20 protein-coding genes are annotated in these 23,229 nt (G+C 37.3%); 9 read left to right on the forward strand and 11 right to left on the reverse strand.

Going from position 1 to position 23,229, the window contains the following annotated elements:
- Positions 1 to 7: 7 nt before the first annotated feature.
- From KKW16_RS01740 to purB, 5 genes are all read right to left on the reverse strand, one after another.
- Complete coding sequence (locus KKW16_RS01740) at positions 8 to 760, reverse strand: amino acid ABC transporter ATP-binding protein (RefSeq protein WP_215767907.1); 753 nt, start codon at positions 758 to 760, stop codon at positions 8 to 10.
- Between the two features lie 18 nt (positions 761 to 778).
- Positions 779 to 1,450: an amino acid ABC transporter permease gene (locus KKW16_RS01745; RefSeq protein WP_048954073.1), complete on the reverse strand. Its 672-nt coding sequence runs from the start codon at positions 1,448 to 1,450 to the stop codon at positions 779 to 781.
- Between the two features lie 66 nt (positions 1,451 to 1,516).
- Positions 1,517 to 2,314, reverse strand: coding sequence for an amino acid ABC transporter substrate-binding protein (locus KKW16_RS01750; protein ID WP_215767856.1), 798 nt, complete (start codon positions 2,312 to 2,314; stop codon positions 1,517 to 1,519).
- Between the two features lie 18 nt (positions 2,315 to 2,332).
- Positions 2,333 to 2,851 carry a GNAT family N-acetyltransferase gene (locus KKW16_RS01755; protein WP_048954075.1) on the reverse strand — a complete coding sequence of 173 codons (519 nt, stop codon included), beginning with the start codon at positions 2,849 to 2,851 and terminating at the stop codon, positions 2,333 to 2,335.
- On the reverse strand, positions 2,851 to 4,212 hold the full coding sequence (purB, locus tag KKW16_RS01760) for an adenylosuccinate lyase (RefSeq protein WP_215767857.1): 1,362 nt from the start codon (positions 4,210 to 4,212) through the stop codon (positions 2,851 to 2,853). Before purB ends, KKW16_RS01755 begins: the two co-directional genes overlap by 1 nt.
- 275 nt (positions 4,213 to 4,487) lie before the next feature.
- Between purB and KKW16_RS01765 the strand changes: the two genes are divergently transcribed.
- The 5 genes from KKW16_RS01765 (at position 4,488) to KKW16_RS01785 (ending at position 12,025) form a co-directional block, all read left to right on the forward strand.
- A complete protein-coding gene (locus KKW16_RS01765) occupies positions 4,488 to 6,083 on the forward strand; it encodes a lactate permease LctP family transporter (protein ID WP_215767858.1) in 1,596 nt (531 codons plus the stop codon).
- Between the two features lie 68 nt (positions 6,084 to 6,151).
- Complete coding sequence (locus KKW16_RS01770; RefSeq protein ID WP_106013375.1) at positions 6,152 to 6,883, forward strand: (Fe-S)-binding protein; 732 nt, start codon at positions 6,152 to 6,154, stop codon at positions 6,881 to 6,883.
- Between the two features lies 1 nt (position 6,884).
- Complete coding sequence (locus KKW16_RS01775) at positions 6,885 to 8,297, forward strand: LutB/LldF family L-lactate oxidation iron-sulfur protein (protein WP_049363404.1); 1,413 nt, start codon at positions 6,885 to 6,887, stop codon at positions 8,295 to 8,297.
- 5 nt (positions 8,298 to 8,302) lie between these two features.
- Positions 8,303 to 9,001 carry a LutC/YkgG family protein gene (locus KKW16_RS01780; protein ID WP_215767859.1) on the forward strand — a complete coding sequence of 233 codons (699 nt, stop codon included), beginning with the start codon at positions 8,303 to 8,305 and terminating at the stop codon, positions 8,999 to 9,001.
- Between the two features lie 177 nt (positions 9,002 to 9,178).
- Positions 9,179 to 12,025 (forward strand): TonB-dependent receptor domain-containing protein, encoded by a 2,847-nt coding sequence (locus tag KKW16_RS01785; protein WP_215767860.1) that lies wholly within the window; start codon positions 9,179 to 9,181, stop codon positions 12,023 to 12,025.
- 96 nt (positions 12,026 to 12,121) lie between these two features.
- On the opposite strand, the gene mtnN is transcribed toward KKW16_RS01785, so the two are convergent.
- From mtnN to dsbC, 4 genes are all read right to left on the reverse strand, one after another.
- Positions 12,122 to 12,811 (reverse strand): 5'-methylthioadenosine/S-adenosylhomocysteine nucleosidase, encoded by a 690-nt coding sequence (mtnN, locus tag KKW16_RS01790; RefSeq protein WP_215767861.1) that lies wholly within the window; start codon positions 12,809 to 12,811, stop codon positions 12,122 to 12,124.
- A complete protein-coding gene (locus tag KKW16_RS01795; protein WP_215767862.1) occupies positions 12,811 to 13,515 on the reverse strand; it encodes a thiol:disulfide interchange protein DsbA/DsbL in 705 nt (234 codons plus the stop codon). Before KKW16_RS01795 ends, mtnN begins: the two co-directional genes overlap by 1 nt.
- On the reverse strand, positions 13,508 to 15,235 hold the full coding sequence (recJ, locus tag KKW16_RS01800) for a single-stranded-DNA-specific exonuclease RecJ (protein WP_215767863.1): 1,728 nt from the start codon (positions 15,233 to 15,235) through the stop codon (positions 13,508 to 13,510). The genes KKW16_RS01795 and recJ overlap by 8 nt, the downstream gene beginning before the upstream one ends.
- Before the next feature lie 288 nt (positions 15,236 to 15,523).
- Positions 15,524 to 16,213 (reverse strand): bifunctional protein-disulfide isomerase/oxidoreductase DsbC, encoded by a 690-nt coding sequence (gene dsbC, locus KKW16_RS01805; RefSeq protein ID WP_118784850.1) that lies wholly within the window; start codon positions 16,211 to 16,213, stop codon positions 15,524 to 15,526.
- 132 nt (positions 16,214 to 16,345) lie between these two features.
- Here dsbC and prfB point away from each other — a divergent pair.
- Positions 16,346 to 17,444 (forward strand): peptide chain release factor 2 gene (prfB, locus tag KKW16_RS01810; RefSeq protein ID WP_252347860.1). Its coding sequence is split into 2 segments (ribosomal slippage): positions 16,346 to 16,420 and positions 16,422 to 17,444, totalling 1,098 coding nucleotides; the frame shifts between segments, so codons are not numbered across the junction.
- Positions 17,445 to 17,556: 112 nt separating this feature from the next.
- Entirely contained in the window at positions 17,557 to 19,065 is a 1,509-nt protein-coding gene (gene lysS, locus KKW16_RS01815; RefSeq protein ID WP_215767864.1) for a lysine--tRNA ligase, read from the forward strand.
- An 85-nt stretch (positions 19,066 to 19,150) separates the two neighbouring features.
- Here the strand turns inward: lysS and mdh are convergent, their stop codons facing one another.
- Positions 19,151 to 20,086: a malate dehydrogenase gene (mdh, locus tag KKW16_RS01820; RefSeq protein ID WP_005691178.1), complete on the reverse strand. Its 936-nt coding sequence runs from the start codon at positions 20,084 to 20,086 to the stop codon at positions 19,151 to 19,153.
- 207 nt (positions 20,087 to 20,293) lie between these two features.
- Between mdh and argR the strand changes: the two genes are divergently transcribed.
- Complete coding sequence (gene argR, locus KKW16_RS01825; protein WP_005638679.1) at positions 20,294 to 20,749, forward strand: transcriptional regulator ArgR; 456 nt, start codon at positions 20,294 to 20,296, stop codon at positions 20,747 to 20,749.
- Positions 20,749 to 21,639, forward strand: a complete 891-nt coding sequence (locus KKW16_RS01830) for a TIGR01777 family oxidoreductase (protein ID WP_215767865.1) — start codon at positions 20,749 to 20,751, stop codon at positions 21,637 to 21,639. The genes argR and KKW16_RS01830 overlap by 1 nt, the downstream gene beginning before the upstream one ends.
- A gap of 66 nt (positions 21,640 to 21,705) precedes the next feature.
- Here KKW16_RS01830 and purF read toward each other — a convergent pair whose 3' ends face one another.
- A complete protein-coding gene (gene purF / locus KKW16_RS01835) occupies positions 21,706 to 23,223 on the reverse strand; it encodes an amidophosphoribosyltransferase (RefSeq protein WP_215767866.1) in 1,518 nt (505 codons plus the stop codon).
- Positions 23,224 to 23,229 lie beyond the last annotated feature (6 nt).

A 23,229-nucleotide genomic window follows, 5' to 3' on the forward strand; every position in this document is an offset into this window, starting at 1 on the left:
CCCCCCCCTAAATATAAAATTCAATGGGATCTGAAAATTGCTTTACAAAACGTTTTGTCTGTTCTTGCTTAGGAAAATCAATAATCTGCTTAGCTGGTCCTTGTTCTATGATATTTCCATCTGCCATAAAAATAATACGATCAGCCACATGTTTTGCGAATTCCATTTCATGAGTAACAATAACCATTGTAATTTTTTGTTTAGCTAACTGTTGTATCACTTGTAAAACTTCATTTACACGCTCTGGATCCAACGCAGATGTAGGCTCATCAAAAAGCAAAACTTTAGGTTTTACAGCCAAAGCACGAGCTATCGCAATACGTTGTTGCTGCCCTCCCGAAAGCGTAATAGGATACTGGTGGGCCTGCTCGGAAAGTCCGACCCGTTTTAGTAAATCCAAACCTAATTTTTGCGCTTCAATTTTACTCATTTTCTGATTAACCAACGGTGTTAGTATAATGTTCTCAAGTGCAGTTTTATTTTTAAATAAATTATAACTTTGAAACACCATTGCTGATTGATGACGTAATGAGACTTCATCCTGACGAGAATGCTCTTTAACATCAAACTCTTTAGATGCTATTTTAATTTTCCCTTCATCAGGTTTTTCCAATAAATTTAAACACCGTAATAAAGTAGATTTCCCGGATCCTGAAGGTCCAATAATTGCGACAACCTCCCCTTTTTGAATAGATAAATCAATTGATTTTAATACTGTATTTTTTCCAAAGGATTTTGAAAGTTTTTCAACAGAAATCATTGTAGTCATAATACATCCTTAACGTTTATAAGGGGAAGATAAAGCCACTTCTAATCGTTTTTGGGCCCAAGAATAAAGAACAACCACAAGCCAATAAACAATACCTACAGCTAGATAAGTTTCAAAGAATTTATATGATTCTACCGTTAATAACTTACCTGCAGCTAATAATTCTGGCACCCCAACAAAGAATGCTACTGATGAATCCTTTAATAAAGAAATAAACATATTCCCTGTACTTGGTAAGGCATTAACAAAAGCCTGAGGTAAAATAATATGACGATAAACATTTATAAGAGATAATCCCATCGCCATACCTGCCTCTTTCTGACCATTGTCTACAGACTCTAAACCCGCTCGAAAAATTTCGGCCAAATAAGCTGAATATTTCAAACTAAAACAAAGTAATGCCGCGTTCATTGCTGACATTTCTTTTAAACTAGGAAATAACTGTGGTGAACCATAATAAATGATAAATAACAACACTACCGTTGGCATCCCACGAAACAATGAAATATATAAAGCAAGTACCCCATCTATCATAAAACTTTTATTCACACGAATTAGAGCAATAAATAAACCAATAAAAATTGCTATAAAAATTGACACTACCGCAATAAATAATGTAGTTGGCAAATATGAAATAATATTAGGAAAAACCGAAATAAAATATACAAAATCAAAACTCATATATAATCCATTAGGTAAAATCAAGAAATATCCTATCAAAAACCGGGAGGTTGAACCTCCCAATTCTTATTTATCTGATGCAGTAATATCCTCGCCATAATATTTAATAGAAAGCTCTTTTAATTTCCCACTTTCTTTTAATTTTTTTATAGCTTGGTTAAATTCTTTACGTAGTTCTTCTCCTTTTTCACTTTTAGCAAATGGAAATGCTACTTCTTCAATTACTAATGGTTCTCCTACTAATTTAAATGGTAAATTACCGCGTTTAATCTCAGCCAATAAGATTGGTTTAGAATTTATATAACCATCAACACGTTTATATACCAAATCATACATTGCACCATCGCGAGTTTCATAAGTTTTCACATTTACTTCATTATTAGGAAAGCGTTTCTGCAAATTTTTCAAATGATTAGAACCCAATACCCCTGAAATCGTTTTTCCTTTAAAATCATCCAAAATATTAATTGTGCTATTATCTTTATGAGCTACAAGTTGACTACCATAATAACTGTAAGGTTGTGTAAAATCATATTTAGTTTTACGCGCCTCAGTTACTGCGACTGCATTAGCAACAGTATCTAAACGGCCTGAATCAAGTTGGCCCATAAGCCCTGAAAATTCAGCTGTCGTCCATTCAATGGTATAGCCTAATTCTTTTGCTATTGCCTCAGTTGTCTCTACATCAAACCCAACTAATTTACCATTCTGTTTAAAACCATTTGGATAACTTTGTCCAGTAGATCCGATTTTTAATATCTTAGGTGAAACCATCTTTGAGCTATCATTGTCCTTATCATTACAACCAGCTAAAACAACTGTTGTTGCTAAAATAGTGAAAAGTGCGGTATGTTTTAAAATCATTTTTAACTCCTTATTTAATTAATGATGATGTTTTTGATACTCTTGAAATAATGTTGTGTTTAAAATTTTTCGATAATAAATTGTCGTATGATCATCGGTTAAATTTGCTTTACCAATTTCTTCAAAACCTTGTTTTATATAAAAGGAATTTAACCAAGGATGATTTTCTGCCGTACCTAGTGTCACAAAAGGTACTTTAAGTTGCTTTAGTAAAATATTCTCCTCTGTCCACTTTATAAGCTCTACCGCTAGACCTTGCTTTTTATAATCTGGATGAGTTGCCAACCAGCCAATATGAGGTACACCATAAGGTCCCGGATTATTCCCCCAAGGCAAACGTAAACTAATAGAACAAACAAGATTACCATCAATAAATCCACCAAAGACTAAATTAGCGCATAAATGCTGTTCAATTTCAGACTTAGAAACCGTTGATGCAGAAAAATGAATTCCTAAAGCTAATATAGGTTGATAAGCACGATGTAATAAACTTTGATATGATTCAATATCAACAAGCGTTAGTGTTCTAATATCCATTAATCTAATAACCCCGATAGCTCTGCATAACGAATAACGATATCTACTTTATCTGGAGCACTTCCTAAATAATTTTGTGGAACAAGCCATTCTGTTATTTCAGACTCATTAAATTCTTTCTTAATAATAGGGTTTTCTAACAATATATCTTTAAATGATCGAGCTTCTTCAAAAGCTTTCATTGAACATTCATATACTAAGCTATGACTACTTTGTTTTCCTAAACGTTTGCCTAATTCAAACATCACCTTTTCAGAAAGAAGTAGTCCATTCTGCAACTCCAAATTTTTTAACATTTGCTCAGCATTCACTTTCATTCCGCGTAAAATAGATAAACCAATTTGTAATTGAGCTGAAAGATAAATATTCATCTCAGGCAAAGCAATCCACTCTGCTCGCCAACTCATGGCATCGCGTTCGTGCTCAACTCTCATTGATTCATGAATTAATGCAACACTTTTAAAAATAGGTGAGGTAAGGCTAGCCATTCCCTCTAATGCAGCAGGATTCCGTTTATGAGGCATTGTTGATGAACCAATTTTTCCACTAGAAAAAGGCTCCTCAATTTCATTAATCTCTGTACGCATTAAGTTGTAAAACTCATTAGCAATTTTACCCAACGTTCCACTGATTAAGGCTACAACCGAAGCATATTCAGAAAAGCGATCCCGTGCGGCTTGCCATCCGATATTCGGTGTATTTAATCCTAATAATGCTAATGCTCTCGCTTCCACTTCAGGACCTTTTTTACCAAATGATGCATAAGTACAGATCGCACCACTAATATTGCCGACTAACACACGATCACGAATCTCATTTAAACGTTGCAAATGGCGAACAAATTCATCTAACCACACCGCTAATTTAAAACCAAATGTTGTTGGTAAAGCTTGCATTCCATGAGTCCGCCCCACCATAGGTAAATATTGATATTTTTTAGCTAATGTCTTTAATTCTTGCGCAACAAGACGTGTATCACGTAGTACAATCTCAAAAGCTTCTTTTAACTGAAGCACTGTTGCCGTATCAACAATATCTTGTGTTGTCGCGCCATAATGAATATATTCCCCGGCATCACCGGATTGACGCTGTAAAGCATTAATGGTCGCCATAAAAGTATGTCTTAAGCGAACAGCTTCCTCTGCAAGTTCATTAAAATTAAGCGCCTCAACCTTCACCAATTGAGCAATTTTATTTGCCGCTTCTGATGGAATAACCCCTAATTCCCCCTCAGCTTTTGCTAAAGCAATTTCGACTTCAATTTGCTTACGAAAACGATTTTCCTCTGACCATATAGCTCTCATCTCAGGAGTACCAAAATTATTCCCCAATGTAAGAAAATCAATTACATGTGCTGCCATTTTGCTTCCCTTTTATAAAATAACTAATTTGGAATGACGATGATTCTATAAATCTTTTATCTCCCCATCTAATAATTAATCCCCACATCATATTCCATTTTAGTCTATTAAGATTTTAATCAGAGAAGATTGGTAATAAAAATGTAAAAAATGAAAATAAAATGTTAATTTTTATGAGATATTGATCACATTTTCCCCAAAGAGGTATATTCTTTTATGCCTAAATCCATACAATGCACGAGTCTTTTTTATTATAAATTTAAGGATATTTTCTAATGTCTTTTGTTCTGAGTATTTTTCCTATTGTTTTGCTGATTTATCTAATGGTAAAACGAAATGCCTTGCCTTCTTATGTCGCATTACCTTGGATTGCAACATTAGTAATGGGTGTCCATCTTCTTCACTTTAATACTGATATTGTCACAATTAGTGCCAATGTTGTTTCCGCTATTATTGCTGTACAAACCCCAATTACAGTTATTTTTGGCGCGATCTTATTTAATCGCTTTTCAGAAATTTCAGGTGCGACAGATACCATGCGTAAATGGCTAGGGAATATTAATCCCAATCCTGTAGCTCAATTAATGATTATCGGTTGGGCATTTGCTTTTATGATTGAAGGAGCAAGCGGTTTTGGTACACCTGCAGCCATTGCGGCACCTATTTTAGTCGGACTAGGTTTTCATCCATTAAAAGTCGCCATGTTGGCACTAATAATGAACTCCGTCCCAGTCTCTTTTGGGGCTGTGGGAACGCCTACATGGTTTGGTTTCGGTCCACTAAAACTATCAGAAGATATAATTTTGGAAATTGGTTCGATTACAGCATTTATCCATTCCATTGCCGCATTTATTATTCCATTATTAGCATTACGAGTCTTAGTAAGTTGGAACGATATTCGTAAAAATATTCTATTTATCTATATCAGTGTCTTTGCTTGTGTCATTCCTTACTTCTTACTTGCTCAAGTTAATGATGAATTTCCATCATTAGTAGGTGGAGCAATTGGTTTATTTATTTCTGTATGGGCTGCAAATCGCAATATTGGCTTAACAAAAGTAGAAAATAGTCTGGATAATAATGCGGTAACAACTAAGCAAGTAATGAAAGCATTATTCCCAACAGGTTTATTGATTGCATTCCTAATCATTACACGTATCCATCAATTACCTTTCAAAGCAATGATGAATGACGCTACAATGTGGTTCTCAACAACCCTGGGATCATTAGGTACATTTGAAATTAGTAAAGGCTTAATCTTTACGTTAAAAGATATTTTTGGTTCTGATGTATCATCAAGCTACAAATTGCTTTACGTACCAGCGTTAATTCCATTTGTAATCACAGTTTTAATTGCAATTCCTATATTTAACGTCTCAATTAGAAATGTTAAAAACGTTTTTGCTTCAAGTTTACAACAATCAAAAAATCCATTTATCGCCTTAGTGGGAGCCTTGGTTATGGTGAACTTAATGTTAGTCGGCGGCGAACACTCCATGGTGAAAATTATTGGTCGCACCTTTGCGGAAATATCCGGCAGTAACTGGACAATTTTCTCCTCTTTCTTAGGGGCTATAGGGGCATTCTTCTCGGGATCAAACACCGTATCTAATCTAACGTTTGGTAGTGTTCAACTTTCCACAGCGGAAACAACAGGAATTTCAGTAGCGCTAGTCCTAGCTTTACAATCTGTTGGAGGCGCAATGGGGAATATGGTATGTATTAATAATATCGTTGCTGTCAGTTCAGTATTAAATATTTCTAACCAAGAAGGTACCATTATTAAGAAAACCATTATCCCTATGATGATTTACGGTATTATTGCGGCACTCTGTGCACTGTACTTAGTACCTTTACTTTATAATCTATAAATTTACTTGGAAAAATGACCGCACTTTTGCGGTCATTTGTTACTTTTCTCTTATTGGAGTGATTAAAAATGAACGTAAATTTCTACGTAACCTGCATTGCAGACGTAGTAAAAAGTGGTGTGGCCAAAAACACCGTTTTACTGCTTGAGAAACTCGGTTGCAATGTTACTTTCCTTGAAAAACAAGGTTGTTGTGGGCAGCCTGCATTAAATAGTGGCTATACAAAACAAGCTATCCCTGGCATGAAAAACTTAGTCGAAACCTTTGAAGTAAATGATTACCCAATCGTAGCACCTGCCGGTTCTTGTGTTTATGCGATCAAAAATTACCCCAACTACTTCACTAACGCAGGGGAATTAGACTGGGCTAAACGTGCCCAAAAAGTCGCTTCACGTTTCTGTGATTTAACCGATTTTATCGTGAATAAACTTGGAATAACTGATATTGGTGCCTATTTGCCAGGTAAAGCAGTTTATCACCCTTCTTGTAGCCTTACACGTAAACTGGGTATCGTAAATGAACCTATCGCACTGTTAAAAAATGTGAAAGGATTAGAACTACTTCCTATTCATAATCAACAAACCTGCTGTGGCTTCGGTGGAACTTTCTCTGTGAAAATGGCTGAGATTTCTGGCGAAATGGTGAAAGAAAAAGTTGAGCATATTGAAGAGGTTGAGCCACAATATTTAATCGGTGCAGATGTAAGTTGTTTATTAAATATTGGTGGTCGTTTACAACGCGAAGGCAGTAAGATCAAAGTGATGCACATTGCGGAAGTATTAATGCAAGGGGAGAAATAAGATGTCATTGAAAACCAGTAATCTTCCTTTTAAAGCGCGTGTCGATCATGAAGTACATAACACTATCATGCGTAAGGCGGTAGTGAAAGCCCAAGAAACTATTGGGGCTAATCGACAAAAAATGGTGGACGAATTAGGTCATTGGGAAGAATGGCGTGATTTATCTAAACAGATTCGTAACCATGTTTTAGCTAATTTAGATGCTTATTTGTATCAATTGAGCGAAAAAGTGATAGAAAATGGCGGTAAAGTGTATTTTGCTGAAACTGCCGAAGAAGCGAGTGCTTATATTCGCAAAGTTGCATTAGAGAAAAATGCGAAGAAAATCGTAAAATCCAAATCCATGGTGACTGAAGAAATCGGTTTAAACGAAGTACTTGAAAAAGAGGGAATGCAAGTGATCGAAACCGATTTGGGTGAATATCTATTACAAATTTCAGGTGATAAACCATCCCATATCGTTGTGCCTGCAATCCACAAAGATCGTCACCAAATCCGCAAAGATTTGTCTGAAAAACTCGGCTATGAAGGCGAGGAAACGCCTGAAGATATGACGCGTTTCGTACGTGAAAAAATTCGCCAAGATTTTTTAGAGGCTGATATCGGTATCAGTGGTTGTAACTTTGCCGTAGCGGAAACCGGCTCAGTTTGTTTGGTGACAAACGAAGGTAACTTACGTTTAGCGACGACATTGCCGAAAACGCATATTGCCGTGATGGGAATGGAGCGTTTAGCGCCTACTTTCCAAGAGGTGGATGTGTTAATTACGATGCTTGCTCGTAGTGCGGTAGGGGCGAAATTAACCGGTTATAACACGTGGTTAACCGGTCCTCGTCTTGCTGGTGAAACCGACGGTCCTGAAGAATTCCATTTGGTTATTGTGGATAATGGCCGTTCAGATATTTTAGCGTCTGAATTCCAAGAAGTTTTACGTTGTATCCGTTGCGGTGCTTGTTTGAATACCTGTCCGGCATATCGTCAAATCGGTGGTCATGGTTATGGTTCTATTTACCCAGGTCCAATTGGTGCAGTGATTTCTCCATTACTAGGCGGCTACGATGAGTTTAAAGAATTGCCGTATGCTTGTTCATTATGTAACGCGTGTAACTCAGTCTGTCCAGTGCGTATTCCATTAGCACAGTTAATCTTAAAACACCGTGAGAAAATGGTAGAGTTAGGTAAAACTCCCGCGATGGAACGTTTATCTATTTTTGGTTTCACCACAGCTAATGCCAACCCAACACTATGGAAAACAGGTGTGAATATTGGTGCGAAATTAGCGGGTAAGCTGATCAAAAATGGTAAAGCACCAATTACATTTGGTGCATTGGGTGAATGGACAAAAGCACGAGATTTACCACAAGCAGATGGCGAAAGTTTCCGTCAATGGTTTAATAATAGAGAGAGAGGATAATAAGTATGGATTTACAAAATCGCGAAAATTTTCTTAATAAATTAGTGGCGAAAATGGGTAAAGCCCGTACTATCGTACCTGAACCGATGGATGCACCAGTCAATACATACCCAACTGAGCGTTTAACTCATTTAAGTGCGGTTGATTTAGCGAATGAATTTATCAATTCTGCAAAAACCATGATGGTGGACGTAAATGTGTGTAAAGAATCTGATGCAGTGCAAACTTTACTTGCTCTTTGTGAAAAATATGGTGGCGGTGATGTTGTGCTTAATTCCGATGAAAGATTGACCGCACTTGGTATTCCTGCGGTGCTTGAAGCGAAATATACTTGCCATACGTGGTCATCAGAAACGGCACAAGATAACATTCGTTTTTCTGAAAAAGCTAATCTTGGCGTAGTTTATGCAGAATATGGTTTGGCAGAAACTGGCGGAATCGTCTTATTCTCTAGCGCAGATCGTGGACGTTCAGTGAGTTTATTACCTGAGAAATCAATTGTTGTTTTACGTAAAAGCCAGATTGTTCCTCGTGTTGCACAAGTGGCGAAAATATTACACGAGAAAGCACAACAAGGCGAGCGTATGCCATCTTGTATCAATATTATCTCAGGTCCGAGCTCAACGGCGGATATTGAATTGATTAAAGTGATTGGTGTCCATGGACCCGTAGCAAAAATCTATTTAATAATTGATGATCTATAATGCAGAAAGGGGCAAATGCCCCTTTTACTTTCCCCAATCAAGAAATTTTTCCACCTTCATCTGAAATTAGTTTTTTTCATTATTTTTTGTTATTTCATTAATTTTATTAAATTACCTCTTGAGTTTTTTAGTCAAAATGAAATAATGATAATCTTTCTCAATAAAAAGGATATGATAATGAAGAAAGTTATTAAATTAAATTTAATCACACTCTGCTTAATCAATACCCTAAGTGTTTCTATCGTTAATGCAAAAGCTGAAGAAACATTAGATCAAATTGATGTAGTAGAAAAAAATGTCGCCAACGATAAAAAACCTTTTACGGAAGCGAAAGCAAAAAGCACCCGAGAACATATTTTTAAAGAAACCCAAACTATCGATCAAGTTATTCGAAGTATCCCTGGTGCTTTTACTCAACAAGATAAAGGCTCTGGCGTAGTTTCTGTGAATATTCGTGGCGAAAATGGGTTAGGTCGTGTCAATACAATGGTCGATGGGGTTACACAAACCTTCTATTCCACCTCAATGGATTCAGGTCAATCAGGTGGTAATTCTCAATTCGGTGCATCGCTTGATCCTAACTTCATTGCTGGTGTCGATGTCAATAAAAGTAACTTTTCAGGTTCTAATGGCGTAAATACCTTGTCTGGGAGTGCTAATTTTAGAACATTAGGCGTTAATGATGTTATTACTGATGACAAACCTTTTGGGCTCATCGTAAAAGGAATGACGGGGAGCAATGCAACTAAATCGAATTTTATGACAATGGCTGCAGGCAGAAAATGGCTTGATAATGGTGGTTATGTTGGTGTGGTATATGGTTACAGTCAACGTGAGGTGTCTCAAGATTATCGTATCGGTGGAGGAGAACGATTGTCTTCGCTAGGACAAGATATTCTTGCTAAAGAAAAAGAAGCCTATTTCCACAATGCAGGTTATGTTTTAAATTCAGCTGGACAGTGGACACCTGATTTAAACAAAAACCATTGGTCTTGCAATGCACCTAATCCAACATTTCATGGAAGTACAGAAAAAACGACAAACTCTAATGATTTAACAGGAGAAACAGAAACAATATGGACCGATTCAAATTGTATTACTCATATTGAAAAATCCAATATATACGATCCTGAAGAAACCGAGACCAGTGTAAAAAATATTTATAAAAATCAGGCTAGAAAAAATATTCTACAACAATTAGGAGCAGGAAAAAAACCTGAGGATATTGAAGAGCTCCAAAAAGGTGATGATGGAATTGAAAAAACTGACAAATCATTTGAACGTAATAAAGATCAATATAGTGTCGCTCCTATTGAACCAGGCAGCTTACAATCTCGCTCACGTAGCCATTTGTTAAAATTTGAATATGGAGATGATCACCATACGCTAGGGGCGCAACTACGCACATTGGATAATAAAATTGGTTCTCGCAAAATTGAAAACCGTAATTACCAAGTCAATTATAACTTCAATAATAACAACTATCTTGATCTTAATTTAATGGCAGCACATAACATTGGCAAAACCATTTATCCTAAGGGTGGCTTTTTTGCTGGTTGGCAAGTTGCAGATAAACTTATCACAAAAAATGTGGCAAATATCATTGATATTAATAACAGCTATACCTTCTTATTGCCAAAAGAAATCGATTTAAAAACCACATTAGGGTTTAACTATTTTACTAACGAATACAGTAAAAACCGTTTTCCAGAAGAATTAAGTTTATTTTATAATGATGCTTCACATGATCAAGGTAACTACAGTAATTTAGGACGATTTAAAGGTAGTCGTAATTTACTGCCACAACGTTCAGTGATCTTACAACCTTCAGGTAAGCAGAAATTTAAAACAGTATATTTTGATACCGCACTTTCTAAAGGAATTTACCATTTAGACTATAGTGTCAATTTTACGCATTATGCATTTAACGGTGAGTATGTAGGTTACGAAAATACACCAACACAAATTAATGAACCGATTTTGCATAAATCAGGTCATAAAAAAGCATTCAATCATTCTGCTACATTAAGTGCAGAACTGAGTGATTATTTTATGCCATTTTTTACTTATTCACGAACACACAGAATGCCGAATATTCAAGAGATGTTTTTCTCTCAAGTATCTGATGCTGGAGTGAATACGGGATTAAAACCTGAGCGAGCTGAAACTTATCAACTTGGTTTTAATACCTATAAAAAAGGCGTTTTCACTAAAGAAGATGTATTAGGTTTAAAATTAGTGGGCTATCGTAGTTTTATCAAAAATTATATTCATAATGTATATGGTGTATGGTGGAGAGATGGCATTGTTCCTGACTGGGCTTCTGAGAATGGATTTAGATTTACCATTGCTCATCAAAATTATAAGCCAATTGTGAAAAAGAGCGGGGTTGAATTAGAAGTAAATTATGACATGGGACGTTTCTTTGCAAATCTGTCTTATGCATACCAACGAACAAATCAACCAACCAATTATGCAGATGCGAGTCCACGTCCTAACAATGCGTCAAAAGAGGATATTCTGAAACAAGGTTATGGTCTATCCCGTATCTCAATGCTACCTAAAGATTATGGAAGATTAGAACTTGGATCTCGCTGGTTTGATCAAAAATTAACTCTTGGTATCGCAGCACGTTACTATGGGAAAAGTAAACGAGCAACCATTCAAGAAGATTATATTAACGGTTCTCAATTTGAATTAAATACGAGCCATGAACGAACTTATTATGCAATCAAGAAAACAGAGGAAATTAATAAACAACCGATTATTTTAGATTTGCATGTAAGTTATGAACCTGTTAAAGATTTAATTATCAAAGCTGAAGTACAAAACCTACTAGATAAACGTTATGTTGATCCTTTAGACTCAGGCAATGATGCTGCTTCACAGCGCTATTATTCAAGCTTAAATGATTCAATTTGTAGTAAAAATAATACTTGTGAAGATGGAGGAAAAGATAAATCTGTACTTTATAACTTTGCACGTGGAAGAACTTATATTCTAAGTTTGAACTATAAATTCTAATTGGCTCATATAAAAAGGCATAGCTAATAAGCTATGCCTTTTAAATAATATTTATGATTTAATTGTAAAATTTATTATCTGATTAAAAGATTATTACTACAGTCTATCTATCATCTCTAACACTAATGCTGAAGACTGCTTCGCCGCCAATGGTAAAAACTCTTCAAAAGACATACTTGCTTCTCCATCTCCTGCATCCGAAATAGCTCGAACCACTACAAAAGGCACATTAAAAGCATAGCAAACTTGTGCAATCGCTGTGGCTTCCATTTCAACCCCCGTCACATTCGGGAAGTCAGCTTTTATTTGTGCAATTTTGTCTTCACTATTAATAAAACTATCGCCAGAGCAAATTAAACCACGTTTTACTGATTGTCCTTGCTTTTCTGCAATTTCTTGAGCTAGATCAGCCAATTTTTTGTCGGATAAAAATGCCGCAGGATTAGCGGGCAACTGCCCTTTTTCATAGCCAAAAGCTGTCACATCCGCATCGTGGTAGCGTGTTTCATCTGAAATTACAATATCTCCCACTTTCAAGCCTTTTGCTACCCCACCCGCAGAACCAGTATTGATCACAAAATCTGGCTTGGCTACTTGTAACAATGCCGTCGTGCCAATTGCAGCGGCTACTTTTCCAATACCTGATTGCAACAATGCAACATCTTTACCATTAATTTTGCCTTCAAAAATGACCGCGCTTGCTACTCGAGTTTCAGTTCTCTCTGCCATTACATTTTTTAAAATTTCGACTTCTTGCGCCATCGCGCCAACAATTCCGATTTTCATTACTTTTGTTCCTGTTCTATTTTATTTACCAAAAAATCTAACACAGCCACGCTATAATCATCGTTATAAAGCGTGCTCGCCGTGAGTACATATTTTCCCCCAATGACAACGTAAGGATAGGTAAACACACCATATTCTTCCGTCAATTCAATCGCATCTTGAATTTGCTCTTTTACTCTTTCTGAATTTTCAGCCTGAATAAATAACTGTTTATCTAGAGCTTGTTCTTCCGCCCATTGTTGAATTTTATTTGTCGCAGACAACTCTGCATAACGAGATTTTTCTGAAGTTTCAAATAATAAAACATTAGATAATTCACCCGCACTTAGTGCTTGCAAAGTATAAAAAATGCGTGCGCTAAACTGACTATCCGCAGTTGCAATAGGATATTGCTCCAACGCAACTTTATTTGTACGCATTTGACTATAAAGCTCTAAAATATCTTGCGCTGACGAGCATACGCGGCAATCGTAATCAAAAAAGAATTGAATACGTATTTTTTTGTCTGCTCTAGGCGCTTGTTCAATAGGCTCTTGATAAGAAAAATAATCCCGTCCATCTTCAAAATGCATGACATCAGAAGATGGTAAGTGCGGTGGATTTTGAGTAGAAAATTCTTTTTGATTTACTTCAGCTAAAACCGATGATGTAAACCCAAATAAACCTAATACGAATAATCCATAAAATTTCAAAACATTACTCATCAATCGCTTCAATATATTCTACTAAAAGCTGTACATTTCGGTTACCACGAAACTCATTAACATCCAATTTATATGCAAATCTTGCCTGTTTAATTGAAAGATCAGGATACAATCTTGTGTCAATATTAAACGCAACCGCATCTAATAAAGGGCCACCTTGTTTTGGCTCCACTAACATTTTGAGATGGTTCTGATTTTGTCCAATTGCACGCTGATCTAAAATTTTAAATTCGCCATCAAAACAAGGCTCAGGGAAAGCTTGTCCCCAAGGGCCTGCTGATTTTATCAGTTCCGCCGTTTCAAGATTAAATTCATTTGAATTTAATTCGCCATCGGTCCAAATTACACCTTGTAAATGTTCTTCATCAAGCCAATCGGCAACGGTTTGATTAAAAATATGTTGGAAATTGTCAAAATGTTCTTCTCGGAGGCTTAATCCTGCAGCCATCGCATGGCCACCAAATTTTAAAATCATATTAGGATGTTGCGAATGAATACGCTCCAAAACATCACGCATATGTAAGCCTTCAATAGAGCGCGCGGAACCCTTCAAAACTCCCTCACCATCTTTCGCGAAGGCAACTACAGGGCGATGATATTGCTCTTTAATCCTAGATGACACAATGCCCAACACACCTTGATGCCAATCTGGTTGATAAAGTGTAATCCCCGAAGGTAACTCTTTAAAAAGTGCGGTGAGATTTTGGCAAATTTCTAGCGCCTCAAGCTTCATGCCTGCTTCAATTTCTTTACGCGTTTGGTTGAGTTGATCAAGATCTAAAGCTAATTCTCTGGCTTTTAGCATATCGTCCGCCAGTAAAAGCTCAACCCCAATGGACATATTGTCTAAGCGCCCCGCTGCATTTAAACGAGGTCCGATACAAAAACCGAGATCACTTGAAGTAAACTGTTCAATATTACGGTTAGCCACTTCTGCTAATGCAACAATACCGGGACGACAACGCCGTGCACGAATCCGCATTAAGCCTTGATAAGCAAGGATACGATTATTTTGATCTAAAGGCACCACATCCGCGACAGTACCCAATGCTACTAGATCGAGCAAGTCAGTAAAATTAGGTTGTGTTTCTGCAGTAAAAATACCGAGTTCACGAAATTTTGCTCGTACGGCTAATATCAAATAAAACGCAACACCAACGCCCGCTAAGGATTTGGAAGGGAAACCACACTGACTTAAATTAGGATTAACAATGGCATCAGCTGGTGGCAAAGTTTCGGGTGGTAAATGGTGATCCGTCACTAAAACACGAACACCTTTTTCTTTCAAAAATGCAACGCCTTCAAAAGATGAAACGCCGTTATCCACTGTCATTAATAGCTGAACGCCCTTTTCAATCGCCATTTCAGCCACAGGAATACTCAAACCATAACCTTGTTCAAATCGATTTGGTACGAGATAATCCACGTCAGCAAAACCAAGTTGTCTTAAAGCCAGCACACTCAATGCTGTACTAGTTGCACCATCAGCATCAAAATCCCCAACAATCACTATTTTTTGCTGTTGTTGGTAAGCTTCCACTAATAAATTTACGGCTTGTTCAATACCATATAGCTGATTTGGATTCAGCATTGATTTTAAAGTGCGGTCTAATTCTTCAGTGTTTTGAATATGGCGTGCGCGATAAAGGCGATCTAATAACGGATGGTTTGAGACAGAATTTCCAACTGGAATTTCACGGCGTTTGATAAGTTTTTTCACTGGATATTAATTCATATCTAAAAGCAAAAAGCTGTTGAAATCAACAGCTCTTTTATCTATACTTTTTCCTGTCGGTCAGGGCTTTTAACCCTGAATGCTGACAGGGGTTAAAAGCCCTACTGACCATTAGTCTAACTATTGTGTCAGCTAAGGATTTTAATAATGCCTAAATTATGTATCTATATCATAGTCTTAGTATTGTTAATGCTTTTAAGCTCCCCAGCATATTAAGCATAACCGACTAAATACAAGGGGGTAGACATCTGCCCCCTGGTTTTCATTATAAAATTATTTCGCTGTTTCTTCAAGTGCGCTCAATAAATCAGCTGGTTTTAAATAACCGCCAATAAGCTCACCAGTTGAGGTAACAATACTTGGTGTGCCATTTACGCCAAATTGCGCGCCTAATTCATAATGCTTTTTCACAACATTTGGGGTTTTAACTTCTTTCGGTAAATTGCCTTTTTCCGCTTCATTTAAAGCAAAAACAGGATCTTTTGCCGTCCAAATTGCTTCCATTTGTTTTGCTGTTTGGTTATTCATGCCTGCACGAGGGAAAGCTAAATAACGTACAGTAATGCCAAGATCGTTATATTCTTTTAATTGCTGATGTAATAAATGGCAATAATGGCAAGTAATATCCATAAATACTGTCACAACATGCTTTTCATTTTTAGCGGGATAAACAATCATCTCATTTTTATAAGAATTAAGTTTATCCACTAAAATTTTACCCGCTACATCAACAGGACCATTATTCGTGAGCTCGTAAAGTTTACCTTGGAAAGCATATTTTCCATCGTCTGTCACATAAAGTACGCCTTGATCTGTTACTGCTGTTTTGATACCTGAAATTGGCGAGGATTTCACATCAATATTTGATGCACCAAGAGACTGTAATTTGCTTTTAATTGTGGCATCGTTTGCCATTGCATTGGCCGCAGCCACGCACAAAAGTGCGGTAAAAATTTTCTTCATTTTTTGTTCCTAAATTAGCTTGAGTAAGAAAGTCTGAAATTATAGAGAGATTGCTAATTTCTGCAAGGTCAAACTATCCAAAAATCAGAAAATAGCATATAATTCCACACTTTATCACACAGTGAATTTATTATGTTTGAAATCAATCCTGTAAAAAATAAAATCACCGACTTATCCGACCGCACTTCGGTGCTTCGGGGGTATCTTTGACTTCGATGCCAAAGTTGAGCGTTTAGAAGAAGTCAATGCTGAATTAGAACAGCCAGATGTTTGGAATGATCCAGATAAAGCCCAAGCGCTTGGTAAAGAACGTGTTTCTTTAGAACAAGTTGTAAATACCATCAAAAATTTAGAACAAGGCTTAGAAGATGTTGATGGGTTGTTAGAACTTGCCATCGAAGCAGAAGATGAAGACACCTTCCATGAAGCAGTAGCTGAATTAGATGAACTTGAACAACAACTCGAAAAATTAGAGTTCCGTCGAATGTTTAGTGGCGAACATGATGCTTGCGATTGCTATGTGGACTTACAAGCAGGTTCTGGCGGTACGGAAGCTCAAGATTGGACAGAAATGTTACTCCGTATGTATCTCCGTTGGGCTGAAAGCAAGGGTTTTAAAACAGAACTGATGGAAGTCTCTGACGGTGATGTAGCTGGATTGAAATCGGCAACGATTAAAGTGAGCGGTGAATATGCCTTTGGTTGGTTACGAACAGAAACGGGGATTCATCGTTTAGTGCGTAAAAGTCCATTTGATTCCAATAACCGTCGTCACACATCATTCAGCGCAGCATTTGTCTACCCTGAAATTGATGATGATATTGATATTGAAATCAATCCTGCTGATTTACGTATTGATGTTTATCGAGCATCGGGGGCAGGTGGTCAGCACGTAAACAAAACTGAAAGTGCGGTGCGTATTACCCATATGCCAAGTGGTATTGTTGTGCAATGTCAAAACGATCGTTCACAGCACAAGAACAAAGATCAAGCGATGAAACAATTAAAAGCGAAATTGTATGAGCTTGAATTACAGAAGAAAAATGCGGATAAGCAAGCAATGGAAGATAATAAATCCGACATTGGTTGGGGAAGCCAAATTCGCTCTTATGTATTAGACGATTCACGCATTAAAGATTTGCGTACTGGTGTGGAAAACCGTAATACACAAGCCGTATTAGACGGTGATTTAGATCAATTTATTGAGGCGAGTTTAAAAGCTGGGCTTTAAGCATGATTTGCAGGATAAGTAAAGACACGTTACTTATCCCATCATAAGAAATAACCCCAAAGTGCGGTTATTTTTGAAGGTATTTTTAAAGTTAAAATTAAAGGTAAACAACATGTCAGAACAAGAAGTTAAAGAATTAGATCTCAATGGCGAAATGCTCGTTCGTCGTGAAAAATTAGCCGCATTACGTGCAAAAGGTAATGCATTTCCAAACAAGTTTCGTCGTGATGCTCTCGCACAAGATTTGCACAATCAATATGATGCAGAAGACGGTGAAATCTTAAAAGAGAAAAACGTTGAAGTACAAGTTGCTGGCCGTATTATGACTCGCCGTGCAATGGGTAAAGCGACGTTTATCACTATTCAAGATATGAGCGGTAAAATCCAGCTTTATGTTGCACGCGATAATTTGCCTGAAGGCGTTTATAAAGATGACGTTGGTACTTGGGATTTAGGTGACATCGTTGGCGTTAAAGGCACTTTATTTAAAACAAAAACCGATGAACTCACCGTGAAAACCACTGAAGTTCAACTATTAACCAAAGCACTTCGCCCATTACCAGACAAATTCCATGGTTTAACCGACCAAGAAGTTCGCTATCGCCAACGTTATTTAGATTTAATTTCTAACGAAGAATCTCGCCGCACTTTTATTATTCGTTCTAAAGTTGTCGCGGGTATTCGTGAATATTTCATTTCTAAAGGCTTTATGGAAGTGGAAACGCCAATGTTACAAGTGATTCCAGGCGGTGCATCTGCGCGTCCTTTCGTAACCCATCACAATGCATTAGATGTGGATATGTATTTACGTATCGCACCTGAACTTTATTTAAAACGCTTAGTAGTGGGTGGATTTGAACGAGTATTTGAATTAAACCGTAACTTCCGTAATGAAGGGGTTTCTGTTCGTCATAATCCAGAATTTACTATGCTTGAATACTACCAAGCATATGCGGACTACCATGATTTAATGGATAACACCGAAGAACTTCTTCGTAAATTAGCGATTGATATTCTTGGTAGCACTATTGTGAAATACGGCGAATACGAATTTGATTTTGGTAAACCATTCGAACGTATTACGTTACACGATGCAACCATTAAATACGGTGCAGACAAAGGTATCGTAAAAGAAGATTTATATGACTTTGATCGTGCAAAAGCTACGGCTGAACGCTTAGGTATTGAAGTACAAAAATCTTGGGGTTTAGGTAGCATTGTAAATGCAATTTTTGAAGAAGTAGCTGAACATCACTTAATTCAACCAACATTCTTAATGGCTCACCCTGCAGAAATTTCGCCACTTGCACGTCGTAACGATGAAAATCCTGATGTAACAGATCGTTTTGAGCTCTTTATCGGTGGTCGTGAAATCGGTAATGGTTTCTCAGAATTAAATGACTCGGAAGATCAAAATGAACGTTTTGATGCACAAGTTGCTGCGAAAGAAGCGGGTGATGATGAAGCGATGTTTAAAGATGAAGACTTTGTTGTTGCGCTAGAACACGGCTTACCACCAACAGCTGGTGAAGGTTTAGGTATCGACCGTTTAGCGATGCTTTATGCAAATGCACCATCAATTCGTGATGTTATCTTATTCCCTGCAATGCGTCAGAAATAATAAAGATACAAACAAAGCCACCATTTGGTGGCTTTTTTATCGAAACATGAAAAAGGGAGCTAATGCTCCCCTTATTTTTTAATGATTAACCATTAATAAATTTTTCACCTAATTCAATATCTGCACGTAAAGTTGGCAACATATTTTCTAAGGCTTGTTGTTCAAAATTGCTTAATGGGCCAATTGGTAAAATTTCTTCTACACCTTCTTTGCCTAAACGAACTGGTTGAGAGAAGAAACGAGCATATTTTCCATCGCCTTCAACATAAGTACATTCAACAACTGTCTCGCCACTCAATCCTTTCACTAAAGAACGAGCGAAACGCGCTGCAGCTTGTGCCATTGAAAGCGTTGCAGAACCGCCACCCGCTTTTGCATTGACCACTTCTGTACCTGCATTTTGGATACGTTTTGTTAATGGTTCGATTTCATCTTCATTCCATTTAGCATATTGAACTTGAGAAAGTAATGGAAGAATAGTCACACCCGAGTGACCACCAATAACAGGAACGCTCGTACGAGAAACATTTAAACCTTTTAATTCAGCCACAAAGGTTTCAGAACGTAACACGTCTAAAGTAGTCACACCAAATAATTTACGTTTGTCGTAAACACCTGCTTTTTTCAATACTTCAGCCGCAATCGCAACGGTAGTATTTACTGGATTAGTGATGATACCAACACAAGCTTTCGGGCAAGTAACCGCGACTTTTTCAATTAAACCACGAACAATGCCCGCATTAATATTGAATAAATCTGAACGATCCATACCAGGTTTACGCGCAACACCAGCAGAAATTAATACAACATCTGCACCTTCAAGTGCAGGCGTTGGGTCTTCACCAGAAAAACCTTTCACATTCACTGCGGTTGGAATATGACTCACATCCACTGCAACGCCTGGGGTAACAGGGGCAATATCATATAATGCTAAATCTGAACCAGCAGGCAACTGAAGTTTTAGTAATAACGCTAATGCTTGACCAATACCGCCTGCGGCGCCTAATACTGCAACTTTCATAAATACTCCTTATGTGTTAGTTAATTTAAGATGACCTGATTTTAAAATTTTCATCTCACAATTACAAACAGAGAAATATCATTCTATGATCTAGTTCACATTTCTGAGGTAATTTTTTCCTTCTCTTTGCTTTTATTCACATTCAAGTTGCTGAAAATGAATTTTTATGCAATTCTTATGCAAATTTTTGACTATTGAAAAATAAAAATGACTGACAATTTAACTCGCGCTTTTAAAGAATTACTCAATCAAGAACGCTTTGGCTCTCAAAGTGAGATTGTCGATGCCTTAAAAAAACAAGGCTTTACAGGCATTAATCAATCAAAAATATCCAGAATGCTCACCAAATTTGGTGCTGTTCGTACCCGTAATACCAAAATGGAAATGGTCTATTGCTTACCAGGTGAATTGAGTGTTCCTAATACCAGTAGCCCATTAAAAAATCTTGTATTAGATGTTGATTACAATGACATGTTAATTGTCATTAAAACTTCTCCGGGTGCGGCACAACTCATCGCTCGCTTACTCGATTCAATTGGAAAATCAGAAGGCATCCTAGGCACTATCGCAGGCGATGACACAATTTTTATCACACCAACGCGTGGCACAAAAATTGTCGATTTACTCAAAAATGTTCAACGTTTATTTGAAAACGCGTTGTAATGAATATTTTATTAACTGGAGGTACGGGACTTATCGGCAAAGCACTTGTTGAACAACTCTGCTTACGCAATGAACAAGTGACGATCTTAACGCGCTCAAGTGCGTCGCACACTATCTCAAAGCAAAAAAACATCAAATTTATTACCGCACTTTCAGAACTCGATTTACAAGAACAGTTTGATGCCATCATCAATCTTGCTGGCGAACCAATTTTTCATAAAGTTTGGTCGAAAAACCAGAAATCTATTTTACGAGAAAGTCGTTTAAGCCTCACTACTCAACTGGTTGAATTCATTAATCAATATCAGCAACACCCTATTTTTATTTCAGGTTCAGCAACTGGAATTTACGGCGATCAAGGCGAACAAACAATTACCGAAACAAGCAAAACAGCAAAAACCTTCACCGCACAATTATGCCAAGATTGGGAAAATATTGCGCAACAAGCACATGCTAGAGTTTGCTTAATTCGAACAGGTATGGTCTTTTCTAAAAAAGGGGGCGCACTAGCTCAAATATTGCCTTTATACAAATGGGGACTTGGCGGCAAACTGGGCAATGGAGAACAATATTTCCCCTGGATTGCTTTGGAAGATATGGTCAATGGCATTTTATTTTTACTCGATCATTCAGAATGCCAAGGATCATTTAACTTCACCGCCCCGAATCCCATAAAACAGCATAAATTTAACCGCACTTTGGCTCGAGTATTAAAACGTCCTGCCTTTGCAACCATTCCCAAATGGATATTACATTTCATTCTTGGTGAACGGGCGAATCTATTACTCGAAAGCCAAAATGTTGTGCCTGAAAAATTACTTAACGCGGGATTCCAATTTCAATATTCTGATTGCGAAAACTATCTAGAAGACATCCTAAAAAACAAATAAAAAAATCACCGCACTTTTTTAATGCGGTGATTTTTTATCAGACTAAATATCTAGCCTTATCGCAATTTATTGTTCATTATAAATTTCAAGATTAGATGCTTGTTTTTCTCGTTTTTTCTTTGCACTATCGTTCCGCTGACTTGCGATTTTCTCCAAATATTCTGGCGTGATGTCACCTGTAATATATTCGCCTGTGAACACTGAACAATCAAATCCTCGAATAGACGGATTTTCTAATTGAACAGATTCAGTAAGTGCGGTCAAATCTTGGAAAATTAGTTTATCTACGCCAATCAAATGCGCAATTTCATCAACATTTCGACCGTAAGCGATCAGTTCATCGCGACTCGGCATATCTATACCATATACATTCGGATAACGAATTTCTGGTGCAGCAGAAGCAAAGTAAATTTTCTTCGCTCCAGCCGAACGAGCCATTTCAACAATTTGCTCAGAGGTTGTACCGCGAACGATAGAATCGTCCACCAATAAGACGTTTTTATCTTTAAATTCAGCTTTAATGGTATTCAATTTGCGACGAACAGAACTAATACGCTGTGCTTGTCCTGGCATAATAAACGTACGACCAACATAGCGATTTTTCACAAATCCTTGGCGATAAGGTTTCCCTAGTACGCGGGCAATTTGTAACGCAATATCTGTGGAGGTTTCAGGAACAGGAATCACCACATCAATATTATCAATTTCATCAGCCCATTCTTTTGCAATTTTTTGTCCGAGTTTTTCGCCTATGTGAACACGCGCCGCATAAACAGAAACGCCATCAATTGTTGAATCTGGGCGTGCAAAATAAACATACTCAAAAATACAAGGATTTAACACCGCACTTTCGGCGCATTGCTGCGAATAAAGCTCACCATCAAACGTCACATAAACGGCTTCACCCGGGGCAATATCACGAACAAAGTCAAAACCCACAATATCTAAAGCAACTGTTTCAGAGGCAAACATATACTCAGTTTTGCCATTTTCTTCTCGTTTACCCAACACCAAAGGACGAATACCAAAAGGATCACGAAACGCAATCATGCCATGTCCAATAATCATCGCTAAACAAGCATAAGCACCACGAACATCGTTGTGAGTTTGACGAACAGCATTAAAAATATCTTTTGGATCAAGTTTCTCTTGAGGAATGTGATCAAGGTGATTTGCAAGAATATTTAGAAGAAGTTCGGAATCTGAATTGGTGTTTACATGGCGGCGGGCAGTTTTAAAGACTTTTTCTTTTAACTCGACTGAGTTGGTTAAATTGCCGTTATGCACCAAAGTGACACCATAGGGAGAATTCACATAAAAAGGCTGCGCCTCTGAGACGCTAGAACTCCCCGCTGTAGGATAACGAACATGCCCCAATCCAGCATTTCCTTGCAATCGTAGCATATGCTCTTGATGGAACACATCGCTCACTAAACCATTAGCTTTACGTAAGCGGAAACGATTTTCATCGTCAACCGTCACGATTCCCGCAGCATCTTGCCCACGATGTTGCAAAAGAGTTAATGCTGCATAAATAGATTCATTAACCGGACTTTGGCTAACAATACCGACAATACCACACATTTTGTG

Origin of the sequence: Haemophilus sp. SZY H8, from assembly GCF_018829755.1 — a bacterium.
Lineage (GTDB): Bacteria > Pseudomonadota > Gammaproteobacteria > Enterobacterales > Pasteurellaceae > Haemophilus > Haemophilus haemolyticus_K.